This is a genomic window from Nocardioides sp. Z24_21 (assembly GCF_058134345.1).
This window is the reverse complement of the sequence record NZ_JBYTTH010000004.1, coordinates 256,572-275,403: the sequence shown is the minus strand read 5'-3', so window position 1 is coordinate 275,403 and position 18,832 is coordinate 256,572. Positions and strand designations below refer to the sequence as shown.

At 72.4% G+C, this 18,832-nt stretch carries 12 protein-coding genes; 4 read left to right on the top strand and 8 right to left on the bottom strand.

Translation table 11 applies throughout. The annotated features are described in order from the left end of the window. Nucleotides 1-28 precede the first annotated feature (28 nt). A complete protein-coding gene (gene murJ / locus AC3X7Z_RS14845; protein WP_241005268.1) occupies nucleotides 29-1,669 on the bottom strand; it encodes a murein biosynthesis integral membrane protein MurJ in 1,641 nt (546 codons plus the stop codon). Next, nucleotides 1,666-3,939 carry a DUF6049 family protein gene (locus AC3X7Z_RS14840; protein ID WP_489976401.1) on the bottom strand — a complete coding sequence of 758 codons (2,274 nt, stop codon included), beginning with the start codon at nucleotides 3,937-3,939 and terminating at the stop codon, nucleotides 1,666-1,668. Before AC3X7Z_RS14840 ends, murJ begins: the two co-directional genes overlap by 4 nt. 92 nt (nucleotides 3,940-4,031) lie before the next feature. Between AC3X7Z_RS14840 and AC3X7Z_RS14835 the strand changes: the two genes are divergently transcribed. Continuing rightward, nucleotides 4,032-5,444 (top strand): CCA tRNA nucleotidyltransferase, encoded by a 1,413-nt coding sequence (locus tag AC3X7Z_RS14835; RefSeq protein ID WP_489976478.1) that lies wholly within the window; start codon nucleotides 4,032-4,034, stop codon nucleotides 5,442-5,444. 207 nt (nucleotides 5,445-5,651) lie between these two features. Here the strand turns inward: AC3X7Z_RS14835 and mgtA are convergent, their stop codons facing one another. The 3 genes from mgtA to AC3X7Z_RS14820 all read right to left on the bottom strand — a co-directional run bounded on the left by mgtA (nucleotide 5,652) and on the right by AC3X7Z_RS14820 (nucleotide 10,234). After that, nucleotides 5,652-8,243, bottom strand: coding sequence for a magnesium-translocating P-type ATPase (gene mgtA, locus AC3X7Z_RS14830; RefSeq protein WP_489976400.1), 2,592 nt, complete (start codon nucleotides 8,241-8,243; stop codon nucleotides 5,652-5,654). A 195-nt stretch (nucleotides 8,244-8,438) separates the two neighbouring features. Beyond that, nucleotides 8,439-9,521, bottom strand: a complete 1,083-nt coding sequence (locus AC3X7Z_RS14825) for an inositol-3-phosphate synthase (RefSeq protein ID WP_186339670.1) — start codon at nucleotides 9,519-9,521, stop codon at nucleotides 8,439-8,441. Nucleotides 9,522-9,625: 104 nt separating this feature from the next. Further along, nucleotides 9,626-10,234 carry a PadR family transcriptional regulator gene (locus AC3X7Z_RS14820; RefSeq protein ID WP_186339669.1) on the bottom strand — a complete coding sequence of 203 codons (609 nt, stop codon included), beginning with the start codon at nucleotides 10,232-10,234 and terminating at the stop codon, nucleotides 9,626-9,628. 72 nt (nucleotides 10,235-10,306) lie between these two features. Here AC3X7Z_RS14820 and AC3X7Z_RS14815 point away from each other — a divergent pair, with 72 nt between their 5' ends. Further along, nucleotides 10,307-12,658, top strand: a complete 2,352-nt coding sequence (locus tag AC3X7Z_RS14815) for a transglycosylase domain-containing protein (RefSeq protein WP_489976399.1) — start codon at nucleotides 10,307-10,309, stop codon at nucleotides 12,656-12,658. 8 nt (nucleotides 12,659-12,666) lie between these two features. Next, entirely contained in the window at nucleotides 12,667-13,992 is a 1,326-nt protein-coding gene (locus AC3X7Z_RS14810) for a hypothetical protein (RefSeq protein WP_489976398.1), read from the top strand. Here AC3X7Z_RS14810 and AC3X7Z_RS14805 read toward each other — a convergent pair. The 3 genes from AC3X7Z_RS14805 to AC3X7Z_RS14795 all read right to left on the bottom strand — a co-directional run bounded on the left by AC3X7Z_RS14805 (nucleotide 13,903) and on the right by AC3X7Z_RS14795 (nucleotide 17,208). Next, nucleotides 13,903-14,982 (bottom strand): alanine racemase, encoded by a 1,080-nt coding sequence (locus AC3X7Z_RS14805; protein WP_489976397.1) that lies wholly within the window; start codon nucleotides 14,980-14,982, stop codon nucleotides 13,903-13,905. The genes AC3X7Z_RS14810 and AC3X7Z_RS14805 overlap by 90 nt on opposite strands. A gap of 7 nt (nucleotides 14,983-14,989) precedes the next feature. Next, the gene (locus AC3X7Z_RS14800) at nucleotides 14,990-16,126 is read right to left on the bottom strand and encodes a lipid II:glycine glycyltransferase FemX (protein WP_241005267.1); all 1,137 of its coding nucleotides are present in this window, start codon (nucleotides 16,124-16,126) and stop codon (nucleotides 14,990-14,992) included. 284 nt (nucleotides 16,127-16,410) lie between these two features. Beyond that, the gene (locus AC3X7Z_RS14795) at nucleotides 16,411-17,208 is read right to left on the bottom strand and encodes an SMP-30/gluconolactonase/LRE family protein (RefSeq protein WP_489976477.1); all 798 of its coding nucleotides are present in this window, start codon (nucleotides 17,206-17,208) and stop codon (nucleotides 16,411-16,413) included. 259 nt (nucleotides 17,209-17,467) lie between these two features. Between AC3X7Z_RS14795 and AC3X7Z_RS14790 the strand changes: the two genes are divergently transcribed. Further along, nucleotides 17,468-18,751 carry an ABC transporter substrate-binding protein gene (locus tag AC3X7Z_RS14790; protein WP_186339665.1) on the top strand — a complete coding sequence of 428 codons (1,284 nt, stop codon included), beginning with the start codon at nucleotides 17,468-17,470 and terminating at the stop codon, nucleotides 18,749-18,751. Nucleotides 18,752-18,832 lie beyond the last annotated feature (81 nt).

Genomic DNA, 18,832 nt, shown 5'->3' with positions numbered 1-18,832 from the left:
TCCGGTTGCGGGTCCACTCTAGGCAGTCTCACCCGCGCCGGAGGCGCGCCGCGACGGTGTCCAGCACGGTTGTCACCTCGCGGATGCGCAGCAACCGGGCGCCGCCGAGCACGACCACGAACCCGGCCAGCGCGCTGGCCCCGCCCCGGACCAGCCCGACCAGGGGCCCGGGACGCTCACCGAGGTCGGCCAGGGCGAGCCCGACCAGCCACGCCGTCGCGCCCGCGAAGGCGAGCACCACGGCCATCCGCACCAGGAACCGGAGCAGCTGGGGCGTCTCGAGCCCGCCCACCGTGCGCCGGAGCAGGGTGAAGCTCACCACCGCGCCCACGACGTACGACGCCAGGTAGGCGACGACGAGCATCGGCGCCGTCTCCTCGGCCGGGCGCGAGGGCACCAGCACGGTGGCGACCAGGACGTTGGTGGCCGACACCGCGACCTGGATGAAGAAGACCAGCCGAGTCATCTCCATGGCGTAGAAGCCGCGCAGCATGAAGTAGTGGATGGTGAAGAACACCAGCGCCGGACCGAAGAGGGCGAGGGTCGGGGCGAAGCTGGCGGCGGTGTCGGCGCCGCCGCCCCACCCGAACGCGAAGCCGGCCACGTCGCCGGCGACGACCGGCAGGATGACCGCGAAGGGGAGCACGAGCGCGAGCGCGGTGCGCAGCGTCGAGCCGACGGTGCTGCCGAGGTCACGCAGCCGGCCGTCGTGGGCGTGCACGGAGAGCTGGGGCAGGATCGCGGTGGCGAGCGACACGGTGATGATCGAGTGCGGCACCATCATGATCAGCAGGCTGCTGCTGTAGACGGTGTAGCCGGTGCCGTCGCCGCCCCCGGCCGTGCCGCCGGAGGCCAGCCTGACCACGACGAGGTAGGCCGCCTGGGTGACGATGACGAACAGGACCGTCCAGATGCCGAGCGACAGGGTGTGGCGCAGCTCGGGGTCGCGGAAGTCGAAGCGCGGGCGGTAGGTGAAGCCCGACGCCCGGAGGTAGGGCACGAGCACCACGAACTGGGCCACGATGCCCAGCGTCGAACCGAGGCCGAGCAGCACCTCCTGGTCGGTGCCGAGCGGCGCGTACTGCTCGGGGCCGTCGCCGACCGATCCCCAGACCACGAGGTAGACCAGCAGCATCACCACGGAGATGAGGTTGTTGGCGATGGGCGCCCACATCATCGGGCCGAAGCGACCGCGGGCGTTGAGCACCTGGCCCACCAGGACGTACATGCCGTAGAAGAAGACCTGCGGCAGGCACCATCGGGTCAGGTCGACGATCGACTCCAGGTGCGCGACCCGGTCGGGGGCGAGGAGGCGGCCGTCGAGGTAGAGGCGCAGCAGCTGGGGTGCGAGCACGACCAGCAGCACCGTGACGGAGCCGAGGAAGAGCGCCGAGAGGGTGATCACCCGGCTGGCGTAGGCGTCGCCGCCGTCGGGGTCGTCGGTGATCCGCCGGACCAGCTGCGGCACCAGCACGGCGTTGAAGATGCCGCCGGCCAGCAGGATGTAGACCATGTTGGGCAGGGTGTTGGCGATGGTGAACAGGTCGCCGCGCAGCCCCGCGCCGAGCGCGGCCACCAGCAGCGCGCTCCGGATGAATCCGGACGCGCGGGAGAAGATCGTGCCGGCCGCCATCACGGCCGAGTTGGCCAGGACCCGCTGGTCGCTCACGAACGCTCCCCGACGGGGGACTGCGGCGCGGGCTCGTCCCGCTGGTCGTCGGGCTCGTCGGGTGGGTCGTCGGCGTCGGCCTGCTCGCGCTCGGCTGCCTGGTCTGCGGCTTGGTCTGCGGCTTGGTCTGCCGCGAGCTGCGCGCGCCGCGCCCGGATCTGGCCCGGCAGCCGATAGCCGACCATCCCGAACAGCACGAGGCCGCCGAGGGCCATGACGATCCAGATGAGCGCGCTCACCCGGGCCGCGCGGATGGGGAGCTCGTCGGACGCGCCGAGCGGTACGCCCTCGAGGCTGGTGACCGCCAGCTGGACCTTGTGCACACCGGCGCGGCTCGTGGTGGCCTCGAAGCGCACCACGCTGCGCGCCCCGGGACCGAGGCGTCGTACGCCGCCGCCGCTGAGCGTCAGCGCGCCGTCGGTGCGCACCCGCACCCGCACCTCGACCGGCTGGTCGAGGCCGTTGACGAGGGTGACGCCGAGCGGGCCGGAGTCGCCGGAGAGGGTCACCGCGGGCGGTGCCTCGATCCCGATCCTGCCCAGGTCGGCCTGCAGGGACTCCTCGATCCGGGCGGCCGCGGTGCGCGCCATCCCCTGCTGCTCGCTGTGCTGCTGGGAGAGCGACACGAGCACCTCGTCGAGCACCGTCGCCTCGATGGTCGTCACGGGGACGAGCACCTGCTCGAGCAGGGTGGCGGCCGCGGTGGCCCGGGAGACGGCGGAGAAGACGGAGCCGCCGATCTCGGCGGCGAGGTCCTCCTCGGTGTAGGCCAGGCTGGCGGCCGGCACACCCTTGGCGGGGCGGCTCGCGATCTCGTCGACCGGCACCACCTCGAGCCAGCGTTGCTCGAGGTCGGTGAAGAACGACGCCGCGTCCTCGCCACGCCACACCGTCGGCAGGGTGACGACCAGGGGCGCGGTGTCGTCGGAGTCCAGCCGGAGGGCCGCCTCGCTGATCAGGCGCTGCCGCAGCGCGAGGGGGTCGTTGGCGGGGGTGGGGCCCGGGCCGCCCGCCTCGGCGCCGGTGCTGGTGACGACCACCTCGTGGCCCAGGAGCCGCACGACCGAGGTCGGGCTGGTCGGTGGGATCTCGAAGGCGTTGTCGCCCAGCAGGACGACCGTGCCCGCGGTGACCGCGGCGAGGGCCTCGGGGCTGAGCACGTCGTTGTCGGGCGCCACCGTGGGCTGGGAGGGGATCCCGAGCTCGGACATGACGGCGGCCGCACGGGCGACGGCCTGGTCGAGGCGGGTGCGGTCATGGCGGACCGCCGCCGAGACGTCGATGTCGCCGTAGGGAAGGGTCAGCACCGGGGTCGAGGCAACCAGTCCCCGGAAGCGATCCAGCCACGCCGCGGCGGCGGCGGCCAGCGCGGCCTCGCCCTCGGTCGGCTCGTCCGTGGGCGCCGCGTCGGTCGGGCTCCCCGTCTCGCCCGCGGGGTCGGTGGTCTCCTCCCCGTCGGGCTCGACCGGTGTCGGCTCCTGGCCGGGCACGGTGGGGTCGGGGGCGAGGTCTCGCGGGGGGTTGCCCGCCGCCAGGCGGGCGAGGGCGAGCAGCACGGCGGGGTCGACCAGCCAGCTGTAGGGCGTGGTGCCGGCCGACTCGGCCATGTCGAGCACGCCGTCGAGACTGCCGCCCTCGGCGAGGCGGCGGGCCCACCGCTCGGTGCCGGCGACGGAGCCGTCCTCGGCGAACCAGACGCGGCTGCGGATCGGCAGGATCACCGCCGCCTCCTGCACCCTGTCGCCGGTGGGCAGGCGGGGGATGAACGTACGGGCGCGGCCGTCGGCGACGAGGTCGCGCGGCACCGCCCCGTCGCCGAGGGCGTGGATGCCGATCCAGTAGACGCCGGGCTCTCCGGAGGTGGCCAGGAGCTCCACGGGGATGGAGTCGCTGAACTCGGCGGTGGCTCCGGGCGGGAGCTCCTCGATGGTGTCGAACGTGCCGGGCACCGTCACCCGCTCGCCGACGTACTCGGTCGCGTCGATGGTGGCCGAGGCGGCGAGGTTGGCCGCGTCGAGGATGGGGAGCTCGGAGGAGAACGCGTGCAGGTTGACCCGGGTGAAGGTGTCGTCGCTGACGTTGGTGACGGTGCCGGAGATCTCCACGTCACCGCGACGGGGCAGCACCGGACTGATGGTGTCGATGTGCACGACGAGGGGGTCCGACAGGGCCGCGGGGGCCGCCGGAGCGGGTGCGGTGAGCCCGGCGCCGGCGATGCCGACGGTCAGGAGGCCCGCCAGGGCAGCACGGAACGACGACGGGCGGGGCACGCCCCGATGCTAGTTGCTCGGCCCCGTCGGCCCGGCACGTAGACTGGCCTGTCGTGTCCGACGTCGCACTGCAGCCCCTCACGATCGTCGAGATCCAGCGACGGGTCGGTGACGAGCTCGACCGGATCGGGTCGGTCATCGACGAGCTCGGCACCCTGTTCGCCGACGCCGGCGAGGAGCTGGCGCTGGTCGGCGGTCCCGTGCGTGACGCGATGATCGGTCGGCTGCAGAACGACCTCGACTTCACCACCTCCGCCCACCCCGACGTGACCGAGCGGCTCGTGTCGGGCTGGGCCGACGCGGTGTGGGACATGGGCCGCGACTTCGGCACGATCGGCTGCCGCAAGGGGCCGTGGCAGGTCGAGATCACCACCTACCGCTCGGAGAGCTACGACGCCTCCTCCCGCAAGCCCGACGTCGACTTCGGCGACTCCCTCGAGGGCGACCTCGGGCGGCGCGACTTCACCGTCAACTCGATGGCGGTGCGGGTGCCGAGCCGTGAGTTCGTCGACCCGTTCGGCGGCATCGTCGACCTCGCCGAGCGCGTGCTCCGCACGCCCGGCGCCCCCGAGGACTCCTTCTCCGACGACCCGCTGCGGATGATGCGCGCCGCGCGGTTCTCCGCCCAGCTCGGCTTCACCGTCGCGCCCGACGTCGTCGAGGCGATGACCGCGATGGCGGGCCGGATCGAGATCATCTCCGCCGAGCGGGTGCGTGACGAGCTGGTCAAGCTGGTGTGCGCCCCGCACCCCCGCCTCGGCCTCACGCTCCTCGTCGACACCGGCCTGGCGTCCTACGTCCTGCCCGAGCTGCCGGCCCTGGCCCTCGAGCGCGACGAGCACCACCGCCACAAGGACGTCTACGAGCACACCCTCACCGTGCTCGAGCAGTCGATCGAGCTCGAGCACCGCCTCGGCGGCGGCCCCGACTTCGTGTCCCGCTTCGCGGCCCTGATGCACGACGTCGGCAAGCCGCGCACCCGGCGCTTCGAGCCCGGCGGCGTGGTGACCTTCCACCACCACGACGTGGTGGGCGCCAAGCTGACCCGCAAGCGGATGCAGGCGCTGCGCTTCTCCAACCACGACATCGACGCCGTCTCACGCCTCGTCGAGCTGCACCTGCGCTTCCACGGCTACGGCTCGGGCGAGTGGACCGACAGCGCCGTGCGGCGCTACGTCCGCGACGCCGGCGACCAGCTCGAGCGGCTGCACATCCTGACCCGCGCCGACTGCACCACCCGCAACCAGCGCAAGGCCGACCGGCTGCGGCGCACGTACGACTCGCTCGAGGAGCGCATCGCGCGGCTCTCGGAGGAGGAGGAGCTGGCCTCGATCCGGCCCGACCTCGACGGCAACCAGATCATGGAGGTCCTCGGGATCGGCCCGGGCCGCGAGGTCGGCGAGGCCTACCGCCACCTCCTCGAGCTGCGGATGGACGAGGGCCCGATGTCCCGCGAGGCCGCCGAGGCGGCCCTCCGCGCGTGGTGGGCCGCCCGCCAGGGGTAGCGCCTGGCGTCGTGCTCGTCCCGACCTGTCGGCCTCTGTCGGGTCCCCCTGTCGGAGTCCCCGCTGTCGGAGTCCCCGCTCGAGCGGGGACTCCGACACTCGGAGGGGGTTGCAACCCCCTCCAGGTGTCAGACTTCCCCACCAAGTACGCGCCACGCCCCCGTCGGGTCCGCGCCCGCCACGCCCCCTCCGGCCGGGGCACCGCCGTCACCGCCCACCCGCGCGGGTCCCGCCGTGCTCGCGTACGACGTGCAGCAACCGTTGGTGCCGCCCGCGGGGGGTCACGGGCCGGGGTCGGTTCGCCGCGCGGTAGAAGTGGCGCTTGAGCTGCTCCGCCGCCACGACGTAGCCGAGGGTGATCAGCAGGAGCGCGCCGACCACGGCCATGGGCAGGGACTCCAGGCCGAGCACCTCCGACACGCCGGGCACGAACGGGAGGGCCACGGTCAGCAGCCCGACGGCGAGCGAGGAGAGCAGGAGCGCGCGCCCCGGCCGGCTGCGGAACGCGGCGCGGCGGGTGCGCAGCACCATCAGCACCGCCAGCTCGGTCAGCGTCGACCCGACGAACCACGCCGAGCGGAACAGCGTCGAGCCGGCGTCGAAGACCTGCAGCAGGACCGCGAAGGTCAGCAGGTCGAACAGGGTGCTCAGCAGTCCGAAGACCACCATGAAGTCGCGCACGAAGCGCAGGTCCCAGTGCTGGGGCCGGGCCAGCTGCTCGGGGTCGACGCGGTCGACGGCGAGGGTGGTGCTCGGGATGTCGGAGAGGAAGTTGAGCAGCAGGATCTGGCGCGGCAGCAGCGGCAGGAAGGGTAGGAACGCCGAGGCGATCACCATGCTCGCGACGTTGCCGAAGTTGGCGCTGACGGTGGTGAAGACGTACTTCAGGGTGTTGGCGAAGGTCTGCCGCCCCAGGCGGACGCCGTGGCCGAGCACCGCGAGGTCCTTGTCCAGCAGCACGATCGAGGCGGCGCTCTTGGCCACGTCGACCGCGGTGTCGACCGAGATGCCGACGTCGGCGAGGTGGAGCGCGGCCGCGTCGTTGATCCCGTCGCCGAGGTAGCCCACCACCGACCCGCTGTCGCGCAGAGCCTTGATGATCCGCTCCTTGTGCAGCGGGTCGACCTCGGCGAAGACCTCGACGTCGCGCACCCGGCCGACCAGCTGGGCGTCGTCCAGCGCGTCGATGTCGTCGCCGGTCAGCACCGTCGCGGTGTCCATCCCGACCTGGCTGGCGATGTGGGCGGCGGCGAGGTGGTTGTCGCCGGTGATCATCCGCACGCTGATCCCGGCCTCCCGCAGCTCGCTCAGGGCGTCGGCGGCACCGGGCTTGGCCGGGTCGGCGAACGCCAGGAAGCCGACGAACTCCATCTCGCGCTCGTCGTCGGCGCGGAGGTCCTCGGCCCCCGGCATCGGCCGCCGGGCCAGGCCGAGCACCCGGTAGCCCTGGCTGCTGAGCGCGGCGAACCGGGCGTCGAGCGCGGCGCGGTCCACGCCGGCGCAGGCGTCGGCCACGGAGGCGTACGCCCCCTTGCACACCAGCTGCCGCCCGGTCGGGCCGTCGACCAGCACGCCGAGGCGCTTGCGCTCGAAGTCGTAGGGCAGCTCCGCCACCGCCCGGTGGTCCGGGTCCGGGCGGCGCCGCTCCACGATCGCCGCGTCGACGGGGTTGACGAAGCCGGTCTGCAGCCCGGCGTTGAGGGACGCCAGGGCGAGCACGAAGTCGCTCGGCGCGCCGTCGGCGTCCACCGCCGCGTGCAGCCGGGTCGTCCCGACCGTGAGGGTGCCCGTCTTGTCGGTGCAGAGCACGTCCATCGCGCCGAAGTCCTCGATGGTGTCGAGGCGGCGTACGACGACCCGATCGCGCGCCATCCGCCGCGCCCCGGCCGACAGGCTGACGGCGATGATCGCGGGGAGCATCTGTGGGGTCAGCCCGACCGCGAGCGAGAGCGAGAAGAGCAGTGAGTCGACGAACGGTCGCTCGAGCACGAGGTTGAGCAGCAGGATGACCAGCGCCAGCCCGGCGGTGACCCGGGCGAGCAGCAGCCCGAACTGACGGATCCCTCGCTGGAACCCGGTCGCGGGGGGCTGCTGCTCCAGGCGCTCGGACAACCGGCCCAGCTCGGTCCGGGCGCCGGTCGCCACCACCACCGCGAGGCCGCGGCCGCTGACCACGTGGGAGCCGAGCAGCAGGACTGCGTGCCGGTCGGCCGGCGAGGCGTCGGCGGACGTCGCCCCGGGGCGCTTGTGCCGGGGGAAGGTCTCCCCGGTCAGCGCGGACTCGTCGACCTGGAGGGCGTCGGCGCTCAGCAGCCGGCAGTCGGCCGGCACCACGTCGCCGGCGTGCAGCACCACCACGTCGCCGGGCACCACCTGCTCGAGGGCCACCTCGACCTCGGCGCCACCGCGGAGCACGTCGGCGTGGACCTGCACCAGCGCGAGCAGCCGGGCGACGGTGAGCGAGGCCCGGTGCTCCTGCCAGAAGCCGAGGACGCCGCTGAGGCCGACGATGGTCAGGATGATCACCGCGTCGGTGACGTCGTGCAGCACGAGGGAGATCAGGCTGGCGACGACCAGGATCAGGGTGATCGGCTCGGTGAACTGCATGGCCAGGGCGAGGGGCCAGGAGACCCGGTGCGGGGGCGCGAGCCGGTTGGGACCGGCCGACTCGAGCCGACGCGCGGCCTCGTCGGCGGCCAGGCCGGCGTCGGTGCTGCCGAGGGAGGTGAGGAGGTCGTCGTCGGGCAGCGCCCACCATGCCTCCGGCACCGCGGCCGCGGGTCGGTCGCCCTCCCCCATGCGCAAGCCCCTCGCCGTGCGGTGCCGTGCGGTGCCGTGTCGTTTCACGGTACGCCGACGCGCGCCGCAGCGACATGCCCCGCGCGCCGGACGTGGCGCGGGCGCAGCGGACACGCCAGCGGCCCCGCGGGTCCGGAGACCGGCCGCGGGGCCGCTGGTGGTGCTGGGTGGTGCTGGCGTCCGGGGACGCCGGGGTCACTCGCCCCTGATGAACTTCTCCAGCTCGGCGCGGCCGAGGTCGTCGGCCATCTGCACCGGCGGGGACTTCATCAGGTAGGCCGAGGCCGGCAGGATCGGGCCGCCGATGCCACGGTCCTTGGCGATCTTCGCCGCGCGGACCGCGTCGATGATGATGCCGGCCGAGTTGGGGGAGTCCCAGACCTCGAGCTTGTACTCGAGGTTGAGCGGGGCGTCACCGAAGGCACGGCCCTCGAGGCGGACGTAGGCCCACTTGCGGTCGTCGAGCCAGGCGACGTAGTCGGACGGGCCGATGTGGACGTTGCGGTCGCTGATCTTGTCGGCGAGCTCGCCCTTGAGGTTGGACGTCACGGCCTGGGTCTTGGAGACCTTCTTGGACTCCAGGCGCTCGCGCTCGAGCATGTTCTTGAAGTCCATGTTGCCGCCGACGTTGAGCTGGTAGGTGCGGTCCAGCGCGACGCCGCGGTCCTCGAACAGCTTGGCCATCACGCGGTGGGTGATGGTGGCGCCGACCTGGCTCTTGATGTCGTCGCCGACGATCGGGACGCCCGCGTCCTCGAACTTCTTGGCCCACTCGGGGTCGGAGGCGATGAAGACCGGCAGCGCGTTGACGAAGGCCACGCCGGCGTCGATCGCGCACTGGGCGTAGAACTTGTCGGCCTGCTCGGAGCCCACCGGGAGGTAGGACACCAGGACGTCGACCTCGGCGTCCTTGAGCGCCTGGACGACGTCGACCGGCTCGGCGGCCGACTCCTCGATGGTCTGGCGGTAGTACTTGCCGAGACCGTCCATCGTCGGGCCGCGCTTGACCTCGACACCCAGCGTGGGGACGTCGCAGATCTTGATCGTGTTGTTCTCCGAGGCGTCGATGGCCTCGGAGAGGTCCTTGCCGACCTTCTTGTCGTCGACGTCGAAGGCGAGGACGAACTCGACGTCCTTGACGTGGTAGTCACCGAAGACGACGTGCATGAGCCCCGGCACGGTCCCGGTGGGGTCAGCGTCCTTGTAGTACTCCACGCCCTGGATGAGGGACGTGGCGCAGTTGCCGACTCCCACGATCCCTACTCGTACAGAACCCATGGGGGTCTCCTTCTCTTTCTGGTGTTCCCGGCTGCTGGTCGGTGCTGCTGGTCGTGCTGCTGTGCCGTGCTGTGGTGCTCGGTGCAGGTGCTGGGGGAAGGTGCTCAGTGCAGGGGTTCGGTGGTGGGCCGCGCCGACTGGTTGAGCGCCTGGGCGGCCGCGGAGCCGCCGGCCTCGTCGCCGCGCTCGGCGCGGATCAGGTCGGAGAGCCAGCGGACCTCGCGCTCCACCGACTCCACGCCGTGGCGCTGGAGCTCGCCGGCGTAGCGGTCGACCTCGGCCTGGGTGCGGGCCAGCTCGTCCTGGACGCGGGCCAGCCGCTCCTGCAGGCGCGAGCGGCGACCCTCGAGGACCCGCAGGCGGATCTCCATGTCGGTGGAGGAGAAGAAGGCGAAGCGGATGTCGAAGTTGTCGTCCTCCCACGCCGTGGGTCCGACCTCCGACATCAGGCGCTGGAACTGCTCGTGGCCGGCCGGGGTGACCTCGTAGACGATGCGCGGGCGGCGGCTCGTCGTGGTGGTGGTGGTGCTCACCTCGGTGATGAGGTTGGCGCGGAGCATCTTCTTGAGGGCGGGGTAGAGCGAGCCGTAGGACAGCACGCGCCCCCAGCCGAGCATCAGGTTGAGCCGCTTGCGCAGCTCGTAGCCGTGCATGGGTCCCTCGTGCAGCAGTCCGAGGACTGCGAGCTCGATGGTGTCCCCGCGGCGTGCCATGTGACCTATCGTACCGATATATCCGCTGGCGACGAATCGGGATGCCCTGAGCGTTCCCCTTACCCTTGCCGCGTGAGTGTGAAGAAGCGGAGGGCCGACGGCAAGGCCCAGACCCGGCGGCCCCAGCCGCGGCGTACGGGGAAGCAGCGAGCGGCCAGGATCGCCAAGGTCCTCGCCGTCCTCGGTGTGGTCGGAGCCATCGTCCTCGGCGGCGTGGTGGTCGTGCTCTACCAGGCGATCAGCATCCCCGAGCCCAACGAGGACTTCGAGTCCCAGACCACCTTCGTCTACTACCGCGACGGCGAGCAGGAGCTCGGCACCTACTACGAGGAGCAGAACCGGGTCTCCATCCCGCTGTCGCAGATGCCCGAGACGATGCAGGACGCCGTCGTCGCCGCGGAGAACCAGACCTTCTGGACCGACAAGGGCCTCGACCCCAAGGGCATCGCCCGCGCGCTCTTCTCCAACGCCCGCGGCAACGCCCGACAGGGCGCCTCCACGATCACCCAGCAGTACGTCAAGATCCTCTACCTGACCAGCGAGCAGAGCTACAAGCGCAAGATCCGCGAGGCCGTCGTCTCGCTCAAGATCCAGCAGCAGCTGAGCAAGGAGGAGGTGCTCGAGGGCTACCTCAACACCATCTACTTCGGTCGCGGCGCCTACGGGATCGAGGCCGCGGCGGAGGCCTACTTCGACCGCCCGGCCAGCAAGCTCAACCTGCGCCAGTCAGCCGTCCTGGCGACGGTGCTCAACAACCCCTCCAAGTACGACCCCGCCAACGGCAAGGAGGCGCGGCAGGACCTCAAGGGCCGCTACGCCTACGTGCTCGACAGCATGGCCGAGATGGGCACCATCGACCCCGAGCAGCGCGACAAGGCGGTCAAGCGGCTGCCCAAGTTCCCCAAGATCGCCGCCCAGAGCCAGTACGGCGGGCAGCGCGGCCACATGCTCTCGCTGGTCAAGCAGGAGCTGCTGGCCCGCAACATCGCCAGCGAGGACGAGATCGACGGCGGCGGCCTGCGGATCACCACGACGTTCGACCCCGAGGTGATGAGCGACGTCGCGGAGGCCGTGACCGCGCAGCGCCCGGACGCCGGGATGCCCGGCCCCGCGGGCAACAAGGACCTGCACGTCGGTGCCGCCACCGTCGACACCGCCACCGGCGAGCTGCTCGGCTTCTACGGCGGCCAGGACTACCTCGAGTCGCAGATCAACTGGGCCGTCGCCGGCGGCATGGCGGGCTCGACGATGAAGGCCGCCACCAACGTCGCAGCCATCCGCGAGGGCTACTCCCTCAACGACACCTTCGAGGGCAACAGCCCGATCGACATCGCCGGCACCGAGTTCGGCAACCAGGGCGACACCGACTACGGCTCTGCGGTCTCCATGCTCGAGGCGACCGAGAACTCGATCAACACCGCCTACGTCGACATGGTCGACTCGATGGACGGCGGCCCGCAGAAGGTCATCCAGGCCGCCGAGGACCTCGGCATCCCGGGCAACGAGCCGCAGCGCTGGGGCATCCCGCGCAGCTCGATCGACTTCCAGGACAACATCGGCGTCACCCTCGGCACGGCGCAGGTGAGCCCGATCAACATGGCCAACGCCTACGCCACCCTGGCCAACGGCGGGGTGCGCAACGAGGTCCACGTCGTGCAGAAGGTCGTCGACCGCAGCGGCGAGGTGCTCTACGAGGCCAGCGAGCGGAGCAAGGAGACGGTGGACCCCGACATCGCGGCCGACGTGACCTACGCGCTGCAGAAGGTCGTCGAGTCCGGGTCGGGCACCGAGGCGCTCGCGCTGGGCCGCCCGGCCGCGGGCAAGACCGGCACCGCTACCAACGACAAGGAGGAGGTCTCCTCCTCGTGGTTCGTCGGGATGACGCCGCAGGTCTCCACCGCCGTCATGTACGTCCGCGGCCGGGGCCGTGAGGGCCTCGACGTCCCGCGACCCGACGGGGCCGACCTGTGGCTGCCGACCAGCTCGGACGGCAAGTCCGGTTACTTCGGCGGCAACTACCCCGCCAAGACGTGGACCGACATCATGCAGCGGGTGATGGAGGGCAAGGAGGTCGAGGACTTCCCCGAGCCGGTCTTCGTCGACGGCGACGCGCCCGAGGACGGCCACGAGTACACGCCGCCCCCGCCGCCGCCGTCCTCCTCGACGCCGCAGCCGTCCAACACGCCGTCGCCGACCCTCGAGCCGAGCGAGCCGAGCGAGACCCCCACGGAGACTCCCACCGAGACGCCGACGGAGACGCCGACGGAGACGCCGCTGCCGACCGAGACTCCGGTGCCCACGGAGACACCGACGCTGCCGACCGAGATCCCGACGCTGCCACCCGAGACGCCGCCCACGCCGGGCGTCCCCCCGCCGAGCGGGCGCCTCCAGCCCCGCTCCCCGTTGGCCGACGTCCGACCCTGACCCCGGCCGTGGACCGCGCCCAGCCCGAGCAGCCCGAGCCCGTCGAGGCGCCGACGCGCGTCGACCCGGTCGCGGCGGCCATGTCGGAGGTCGCGGGCGGTCCGCTGGGAGCGCACGCCGCCGGCCACCCCTGGTGGTCGGCCGCACGGGTGCTCGCCGGCGCCACCGCGGTCACCCTCGCCGCCGGGATGCTGGCCAAGACGGCCTGCGTGCCCACGGGCTGGGGCAACGAGCACCAGCCCCTCACCGAGCTGTGCTGGACCGACCTGGCCGGCAGGTCGGTCGACGCCGGGTCGCCGCCGCGGGTGGCCGCCTGGCTCACCGACGGGGTCGAGCGCGCCACCGCGGTGCTGCCCGGCTCGGGCACCGTCGCGACCACCGCGGGGCTGGCGGTCCTCCTCGCCGCGCTGGCCCTGCTGGCGACGGCGCTCCTCGTGCGGGTCGACCGCCGGCGGCCGTGGGCCGCCGCGGGCTGGGCGCTCGGCCCGGTGCTGCTCGTCCACTGGCTCTCGTGGGAGCTCGTCGCAGCCGTGGGCGTCGCCGTCCTGCTGTGGGGCTGGACCTCCGGGCGTCCGTGGCTGGCGGGGGTCGGCGCCGGCGTGGGGGCGGCGTTCGCGCTCCCCGTGGCGCTGGCGTTGGTGGGCGTGCTCGCCGTCGGAGGACGGCTGCGCGACCGGGTCGACGCGCTCCTCGCGGCGGGTGCGGCCTACGTCGTCCTCACCCTGCCCGGCCGGGCGACGGGGCCCGATCTCGACATCGGCTCGATCTGGCTGCTGCTCGACCAGACGGGCATCGGCGCCTCGACCACGGTCCGCACGCTCGGCCAGGTGGTCGTCCTCGCGCTCGCGGCGGCCGCGGCGTGGTGGCTCGTGCGCCGGGCCGGCCGGCCGACGGCGATGACGACCGCGCGCGCCGGGCTGGTGCTGCTGGCCGCCGGCCTGGTGGTGGCGCCGTCGGCCCCGCCCGAGTCGGCGCTGCTCCTGCTGCCGCTGGCCGCGCTGGCCGTCCGCCGCTGGCGCGACCTGCTGGTGTGGCAGGGGCTGCACCTGGTGAGCTGGGTGATCACGGGCTGGTACGTCGGGCTGGCCCTGGAGCCGACCGTGTCGGACGACGGCCGTGCCTACTGGGTCGCGGTGCTGCTGCGGGTCCTCGGTCTGCTCTGGCTCATCGGTGCGGTGCTGCGTGACGCCGCGTCCGGGCCCGTCGACGGGCCGGACGACGACGCCGGCTGGCGGCCGCCGGGGTCAGTCGACGACGACGCGGTCGAAGTGGGTCGCGGTGAAGCGCACCCGCACCTCGATGTCCTCACCGACGTGGGGGACGCGCGCCCCTGAGGGGACGAACAGCATCGAGGCCTGCATGTGGGGCGGCTCGGCGAACAGCCGCTGCTTGCCGTCGATGGAGAACGGCGAGCGTACGAAGCCGACGGCGTCGAGGCCGCCGCGGGCCAGCGTCGCGGCCCGCGCCTTCAGCGACTGGTCGCCGGTGGGGGCCTCGAGGCCGATGCCGTGGGCGGTGCCACCGCTGACCACCACGATGTGGCCGTGCTTGGGCGCGCTGCGGCCCCGGTAGCCGAAGGTGTCGCCGCGCTCGACCTCGTGCACGTCGAGGACCGTGGCGGTGACCGAGAGGGCGCCACGGTCGCCGAGCCAGAGGTCGGTGCCGATGCGCGGGCGCACGGTGAAGTCGGGATAGGTGGTGGCCAGGGCGGCGAGCTCGGCGCGCGTGAGGTGGGAGACGAAGACCGTGCGGGTCGGCAGCCCGGACGCGACGATCTCGTTGATGAGGCGGTTGACCTCGCCGAGGTGGGAGGTGGTGTTGAGCGGCAGGTGCATGGCCACCCCGCGCAGCCCGCTGCGCGCCGTGCCCAGCGTCGCGGCCGCCGTGGCGAGGTCGCGGCGGGTCATGCCGTGGCGCAGCATCGAGGTGAGCTGCTCCAGGACGAAACGGGCGCCGGGGTCGCGCTCGCGCAGCGCCACCAGGTCGTCGGGGCGGCTGACGGTGTGTACGACGCGCGAGGCGGTGCGGGCGTCGAGGTCGAGGGCCGCGCCGAACGGGCGCCAGGGGGTGAGCACCAGGAGGTCACCGGAGTAGCGGCTCGCCGCCGGCTCGACCTCGTCGTACGTGCCGACCGCGAGGGTGTCGAGCGGCGCGCCGGTCTCGTCGGCGTGGTCGGCCAGCCACTGCGCGCGCCGGGCGAGGCGGGGGAGCGAGAGGCCGTAGCCGTTGCCCTTGGCGACCGGGACGATGCCCGGGTGGTCGCGGACCGTGCGGAGCAGGTGCGAGCGCCACCGCTCGCCGTCCACCGTGAGGGTCAGGCTCATCCGCGCCTCACCCCCTGCGCGCCAGGTAGAGCTGGAAGGCCTTGTAGATCGCCCGGTTGAGCGGCAGGTCCCACTCGCCGGCGTGCTCGACCGCCTGGCCACCGGTGCCGACCTTGAACTGGATCAGACCGAGGTGCGGGTCGTCGGCGTCAAGGGTCTCGGTGATGCCGCGCAGGTCGTAGACGTGGGCGCCCGCGCCGAGCGCGTCGCGCATCATCGCCCACTGCACGGCGTTGGAGCCGCGGACCTCGCGCTTCTCGGTCGACGAGGCGCCGTAGGAGTACCAGGCGTGGGTGCCGACCCGGATGCCGATGGTCGCCGCGACCAGGTCGTGGTCGTGGCGCGCCAGCCAGACCTGGATCCGGCCGGGGTCCTCGGCGGCCAGGGCGTCGTACATCGTCTCGAAGTAGGACAGCGGGCGCGGGGTGAAGTGGTCGCGCTCGGCAGTGTGGACGTAGAGGTCGTGGAACGCCTTGAGGTCGGTGCGCTGGCCCGGGCTCACCTCGACCCCCGCCTTGTCGGCCTTCTTGATGTTGCGCCGCCACAGCTGGTTCATCCCGGCGAGGACGTCGGCCTCGGTGCGCGGGCGGCCCTCGTCGTCGACCAGCGGGACCTGGAAGTTGAACTGCGGCTGACCGGCGGAGAAGCCGCCCGCCGCCGACTGATGCTGCCAACCGAGCTCGTGGAGCTGGGCGACCACCCGGGCACCCTGCTGGGTGCGCTCGAGCGGAGGCACGTCGCCGAGGCGGTGCACCGCCGGGTCGGCGATCCCCGCCTTGACCTGCTCGGCCGACCAGCGGCGGGTGAGGACCGGCGGTCCCATCCGCACCGCGAAGGCGCCCTGGTGCCTGAGGTGCGCGACCATCGGCGCCAGCCAGTCGGCGAGGTCGTCGCCCGACCAGTCGATCACCGGGCCCTCGGGCAGGTAGGCGAGGTAGCGCCGGACCTTCGGCAGCTGGCGGTAGAGCACCAGGCCCGCGCCGACGAGCTCGTCGCCGCGGAACCAGCCGATCGACTCGGCGCGCCACTCGGCCTTCACGCTCGCCCAGGCCGGGGTCTGCAGGAAGCTCGCGGACGACCGGCTGGCGATCAGGTCTCGGTGCTGCAGCGCGGAGATCGGGCGCAGCGTCAGGGGGGTCGTCACTCCGGCAAGGCTACAAGGGACCAGACACGACCCCCGTGCGTGTCTGGTCCCTTCGCCAGGAGAGACGCACGCCACAACGGATCGGTTGCACGGCGTCCGCCCTTTTCCCGTGGGGCACCCCCGAACGGGTGTACCCAGGGGGATCGTCGGAGAAACCTCGGACTTCCCCAACGCATCGTCGAGGTCGGCCCCGGGGTGCTTCGGACCCGTAGCTGTCCGCGCCCCCGCCACGACGGCTCACCCGGCGCCGCGACCACCGTGCCGGGCACTGCGTCGACGGCCCCTCACGCGCTGAACGCCGCGACCGGTGCTCCCTCGACGGCCACGTCGACGCAGAACACCGCACCCGCCGCGGGGTCCTCGGACTCACCCAGGCCCTGTCGGGACGTGGTGATGTAGAGATGGGTGTCGCCCGGTCCGCCGAAGGCGCACGACGACACCTGGACCGCATCCACCTCGACGACCGCGGTGAGCGTGCCGTCGAGGGAGTAGCGGTGCACCGCGGACCCGCCCCACAACGCGACCCAGAGACCCCCGTGCGCATCCTGCGCCATGCCGTCGGGGTCCCCCCCGGACACGTGCGCCACCGGTCGCCGGTTCGCCAGGGCCCCGGTGTCGCCGTCGTGCTCCAGCACGTCGATCGAGCCCCGCGGGGTGTCGACGTGGAAGGCGCGGGTCCCGTCCACGGACCACACGAGCCCGTTGGGGATCGTCAGGTCCGTGATCGCCGGCGAGACCGTGCGGTCCGGGTCGAGCCTCCACAGGGTGCCCTGTCCGGGCATCGCATGCACGTCCATCGAGCCGCAGTAGAACCGCCCCTGCCGATCGCACCCTCCGTCGTTCATGCGGCGACCGGGGCCGAACAGCGAGGGCGAGGTCCACTCGAGGGCGCCCGTGGGGTCGAGCAGGACGAACCGGTCGTCCGTCGCGACCACGACGCCCCCGTTCGTGCGGGGACGCCACGCCCCCACGACAGCACCCACGTCGAGGCGTGACTCGAGGCGCTCCCCGTCGAGGGTGAGGAGGTCGCCCTCGGAGACGTCGACCAGGCGCAGCCGCGACAGGGCGGGGTCCCAGCAGATGCCCTCTCCGTGGTGCGTGACGACGTCGGTCAGCTGCGCGGCTCGGATGGCTTCCTCCGGAACTGGGACGAGGGCGAGGCGTACGCACGAATCCTAGAGAGAGGGTCCGTGAATGGAACCGATTGCACGCGCTCCCCGGCGGCGTTGTCAGCTGGTGCACGCGCAGCCCTTGACGCTGTGTGTGATGGCCGTCATAGTTTCACGGCAACAACGGTGGAACCGATTCCACCATCGGCTCGACCGCGAGGAGCACCAGACCATGCGCCACTCCACCACTCGACGAAAGGCCGCCGTCGGTGCCGCCCTGGCACTCGTGGCCGGCACCACGGCCGCCTGCGGAGGCGACTCCGACGCGAGCCAGGCCTCGCTCGGCAAGGACGACGTCCTCACCATCACGACGTTCAGCGACTTCGGCTACGACGCGCTCATCGAGCAGTGGAACGCCGACCCCGAGCGTCCCTTCTCGGTCAAGATGACCAAGATCGCCGACTGGGACCCGTGGAAGCAGACGATGACCCAGGCCCTGCAGGCCGGTGACGGCCTGACCGACGTCATCGCGATCGAGGGCGACGCGATGCCGCAGTTCCTCACCGATGGCGCCTCCGAGCAGTTCGCCGACCTCACCGACCCCTCGCTCGACGACCGCTGGGTGGAGTACGCGTACGAGAACGGCCAGACCGCCGACGGCAAGCAGGTCGCCTACCCGACCGACGCGGGACCCGAGGGTTTCTGCTACCGCGCCGACCTCTTCGAGAAGGCCGGGCTGCCGAGTGACCGCGAGGAGGTCAAGGCTGTCTTCGAGAGCTGGGACAGCTACTTCGCCGCCGGCGAGCAGCTCACCGAGGAGCTGCCCGGGACGAAGTGGTTCGACTCGAGCGGGGCGATCGCCCAGGCCATGCTCAACCAGACCGAGTTCCCCTTCCAGACCGAGGACAACGAGGTCGAGGTGAACAACCCCGAGTTGCAGAATGTCTGGGAGACCGTCACCAGCAAGGTCGACACCCTCTCCCCGCGCGTCGTGCAGTGGGACGAGGACTGGGAGGCCGGCTTCACGAACGACGGCTTCGCCACGATCCCCTGCCCCGGCTGGATGTTCTCCAACGTGAAGTCGGCCGCTCCGGACGTCGAGGGCTGGGACTTCGTCGACGCCTTCCCGGGCGGCGGCGGCAACTGGGGCGGGTCCTACCTCGCCGTGCCGATGCAGTCCGAGCACCAGGAGGAGGCCAAGGAGCTCGCCAACTGGCTGACCGACACCGAGCAGCAGCTCGCCGCCTTCGAGGCCGCCGGCAACTACCCGGCCAACATCGGGGCGCAGGAGTCCCTCGCCGCGGACAACATCACCGACCCCTACTTCAACGACGCCCCCACCGCGCAGATCCTCGCCAACCGGGCCGCCGCGGTGGAGCCCGGCCACCCCTACAAGGGTGACAAGTACTCCGACATCCTCGGCCTCTTCCTCACCGCGATCCAGCGCGTCGACGAAGGCACCTCGCCGGACAAGTCGTGGGCGACGTTCGAGCAGGCCGTCGAGAGCCTGTCCTGACCGATGTCCCCGTCCAGCACGGACGCCTCCGCCGGGGAGGTCCCGACGACCTCCCCGGCCCGGGGCACCGGCCCCCACCCA

Excerpts from the sequence above, each read along its gene's own strand:
- AC3X7Z_RS14805 (WP_489976397.1), bottom strand. The coding sequence starts at position 14,982 with ATGAGCCTGACCCTCACGGTGGACGGCGAGCGGTGGCGCTCGCACCTG.
- AC3X7Z_RS14790 (WP_186339665.1), top strand. The coding sequence starts at position 17,468 with ATGCGCCACTCCACCACTCGACGAAAGGCCGCCGTCGGTGCCGCCCTG.
- AC3X7Z_RS14825 (WP_186339670.1), bottom strand. The coding sequence starts at position 9,521 with ATGGGTTCTGTACGAGTAGGGATCGTGGGAGTCGGCAACTGCGCCACG.
- AC3X7Z_RS14820 (WP_186339669.1), bottom strand. The coding sequence starts at position 10,234 with ATGGCACGCCGCGGGGACACCATCGAGCTCGCAGTCCTCGGACTGCTG.
- mgtA (WP_489976400.1), bottom strand. The coding sequence starts at position 8,243 with ATGGGGGAGGGCGACCGACCCGCGGCCGCGGTGCCGGAGGCATGGTGG.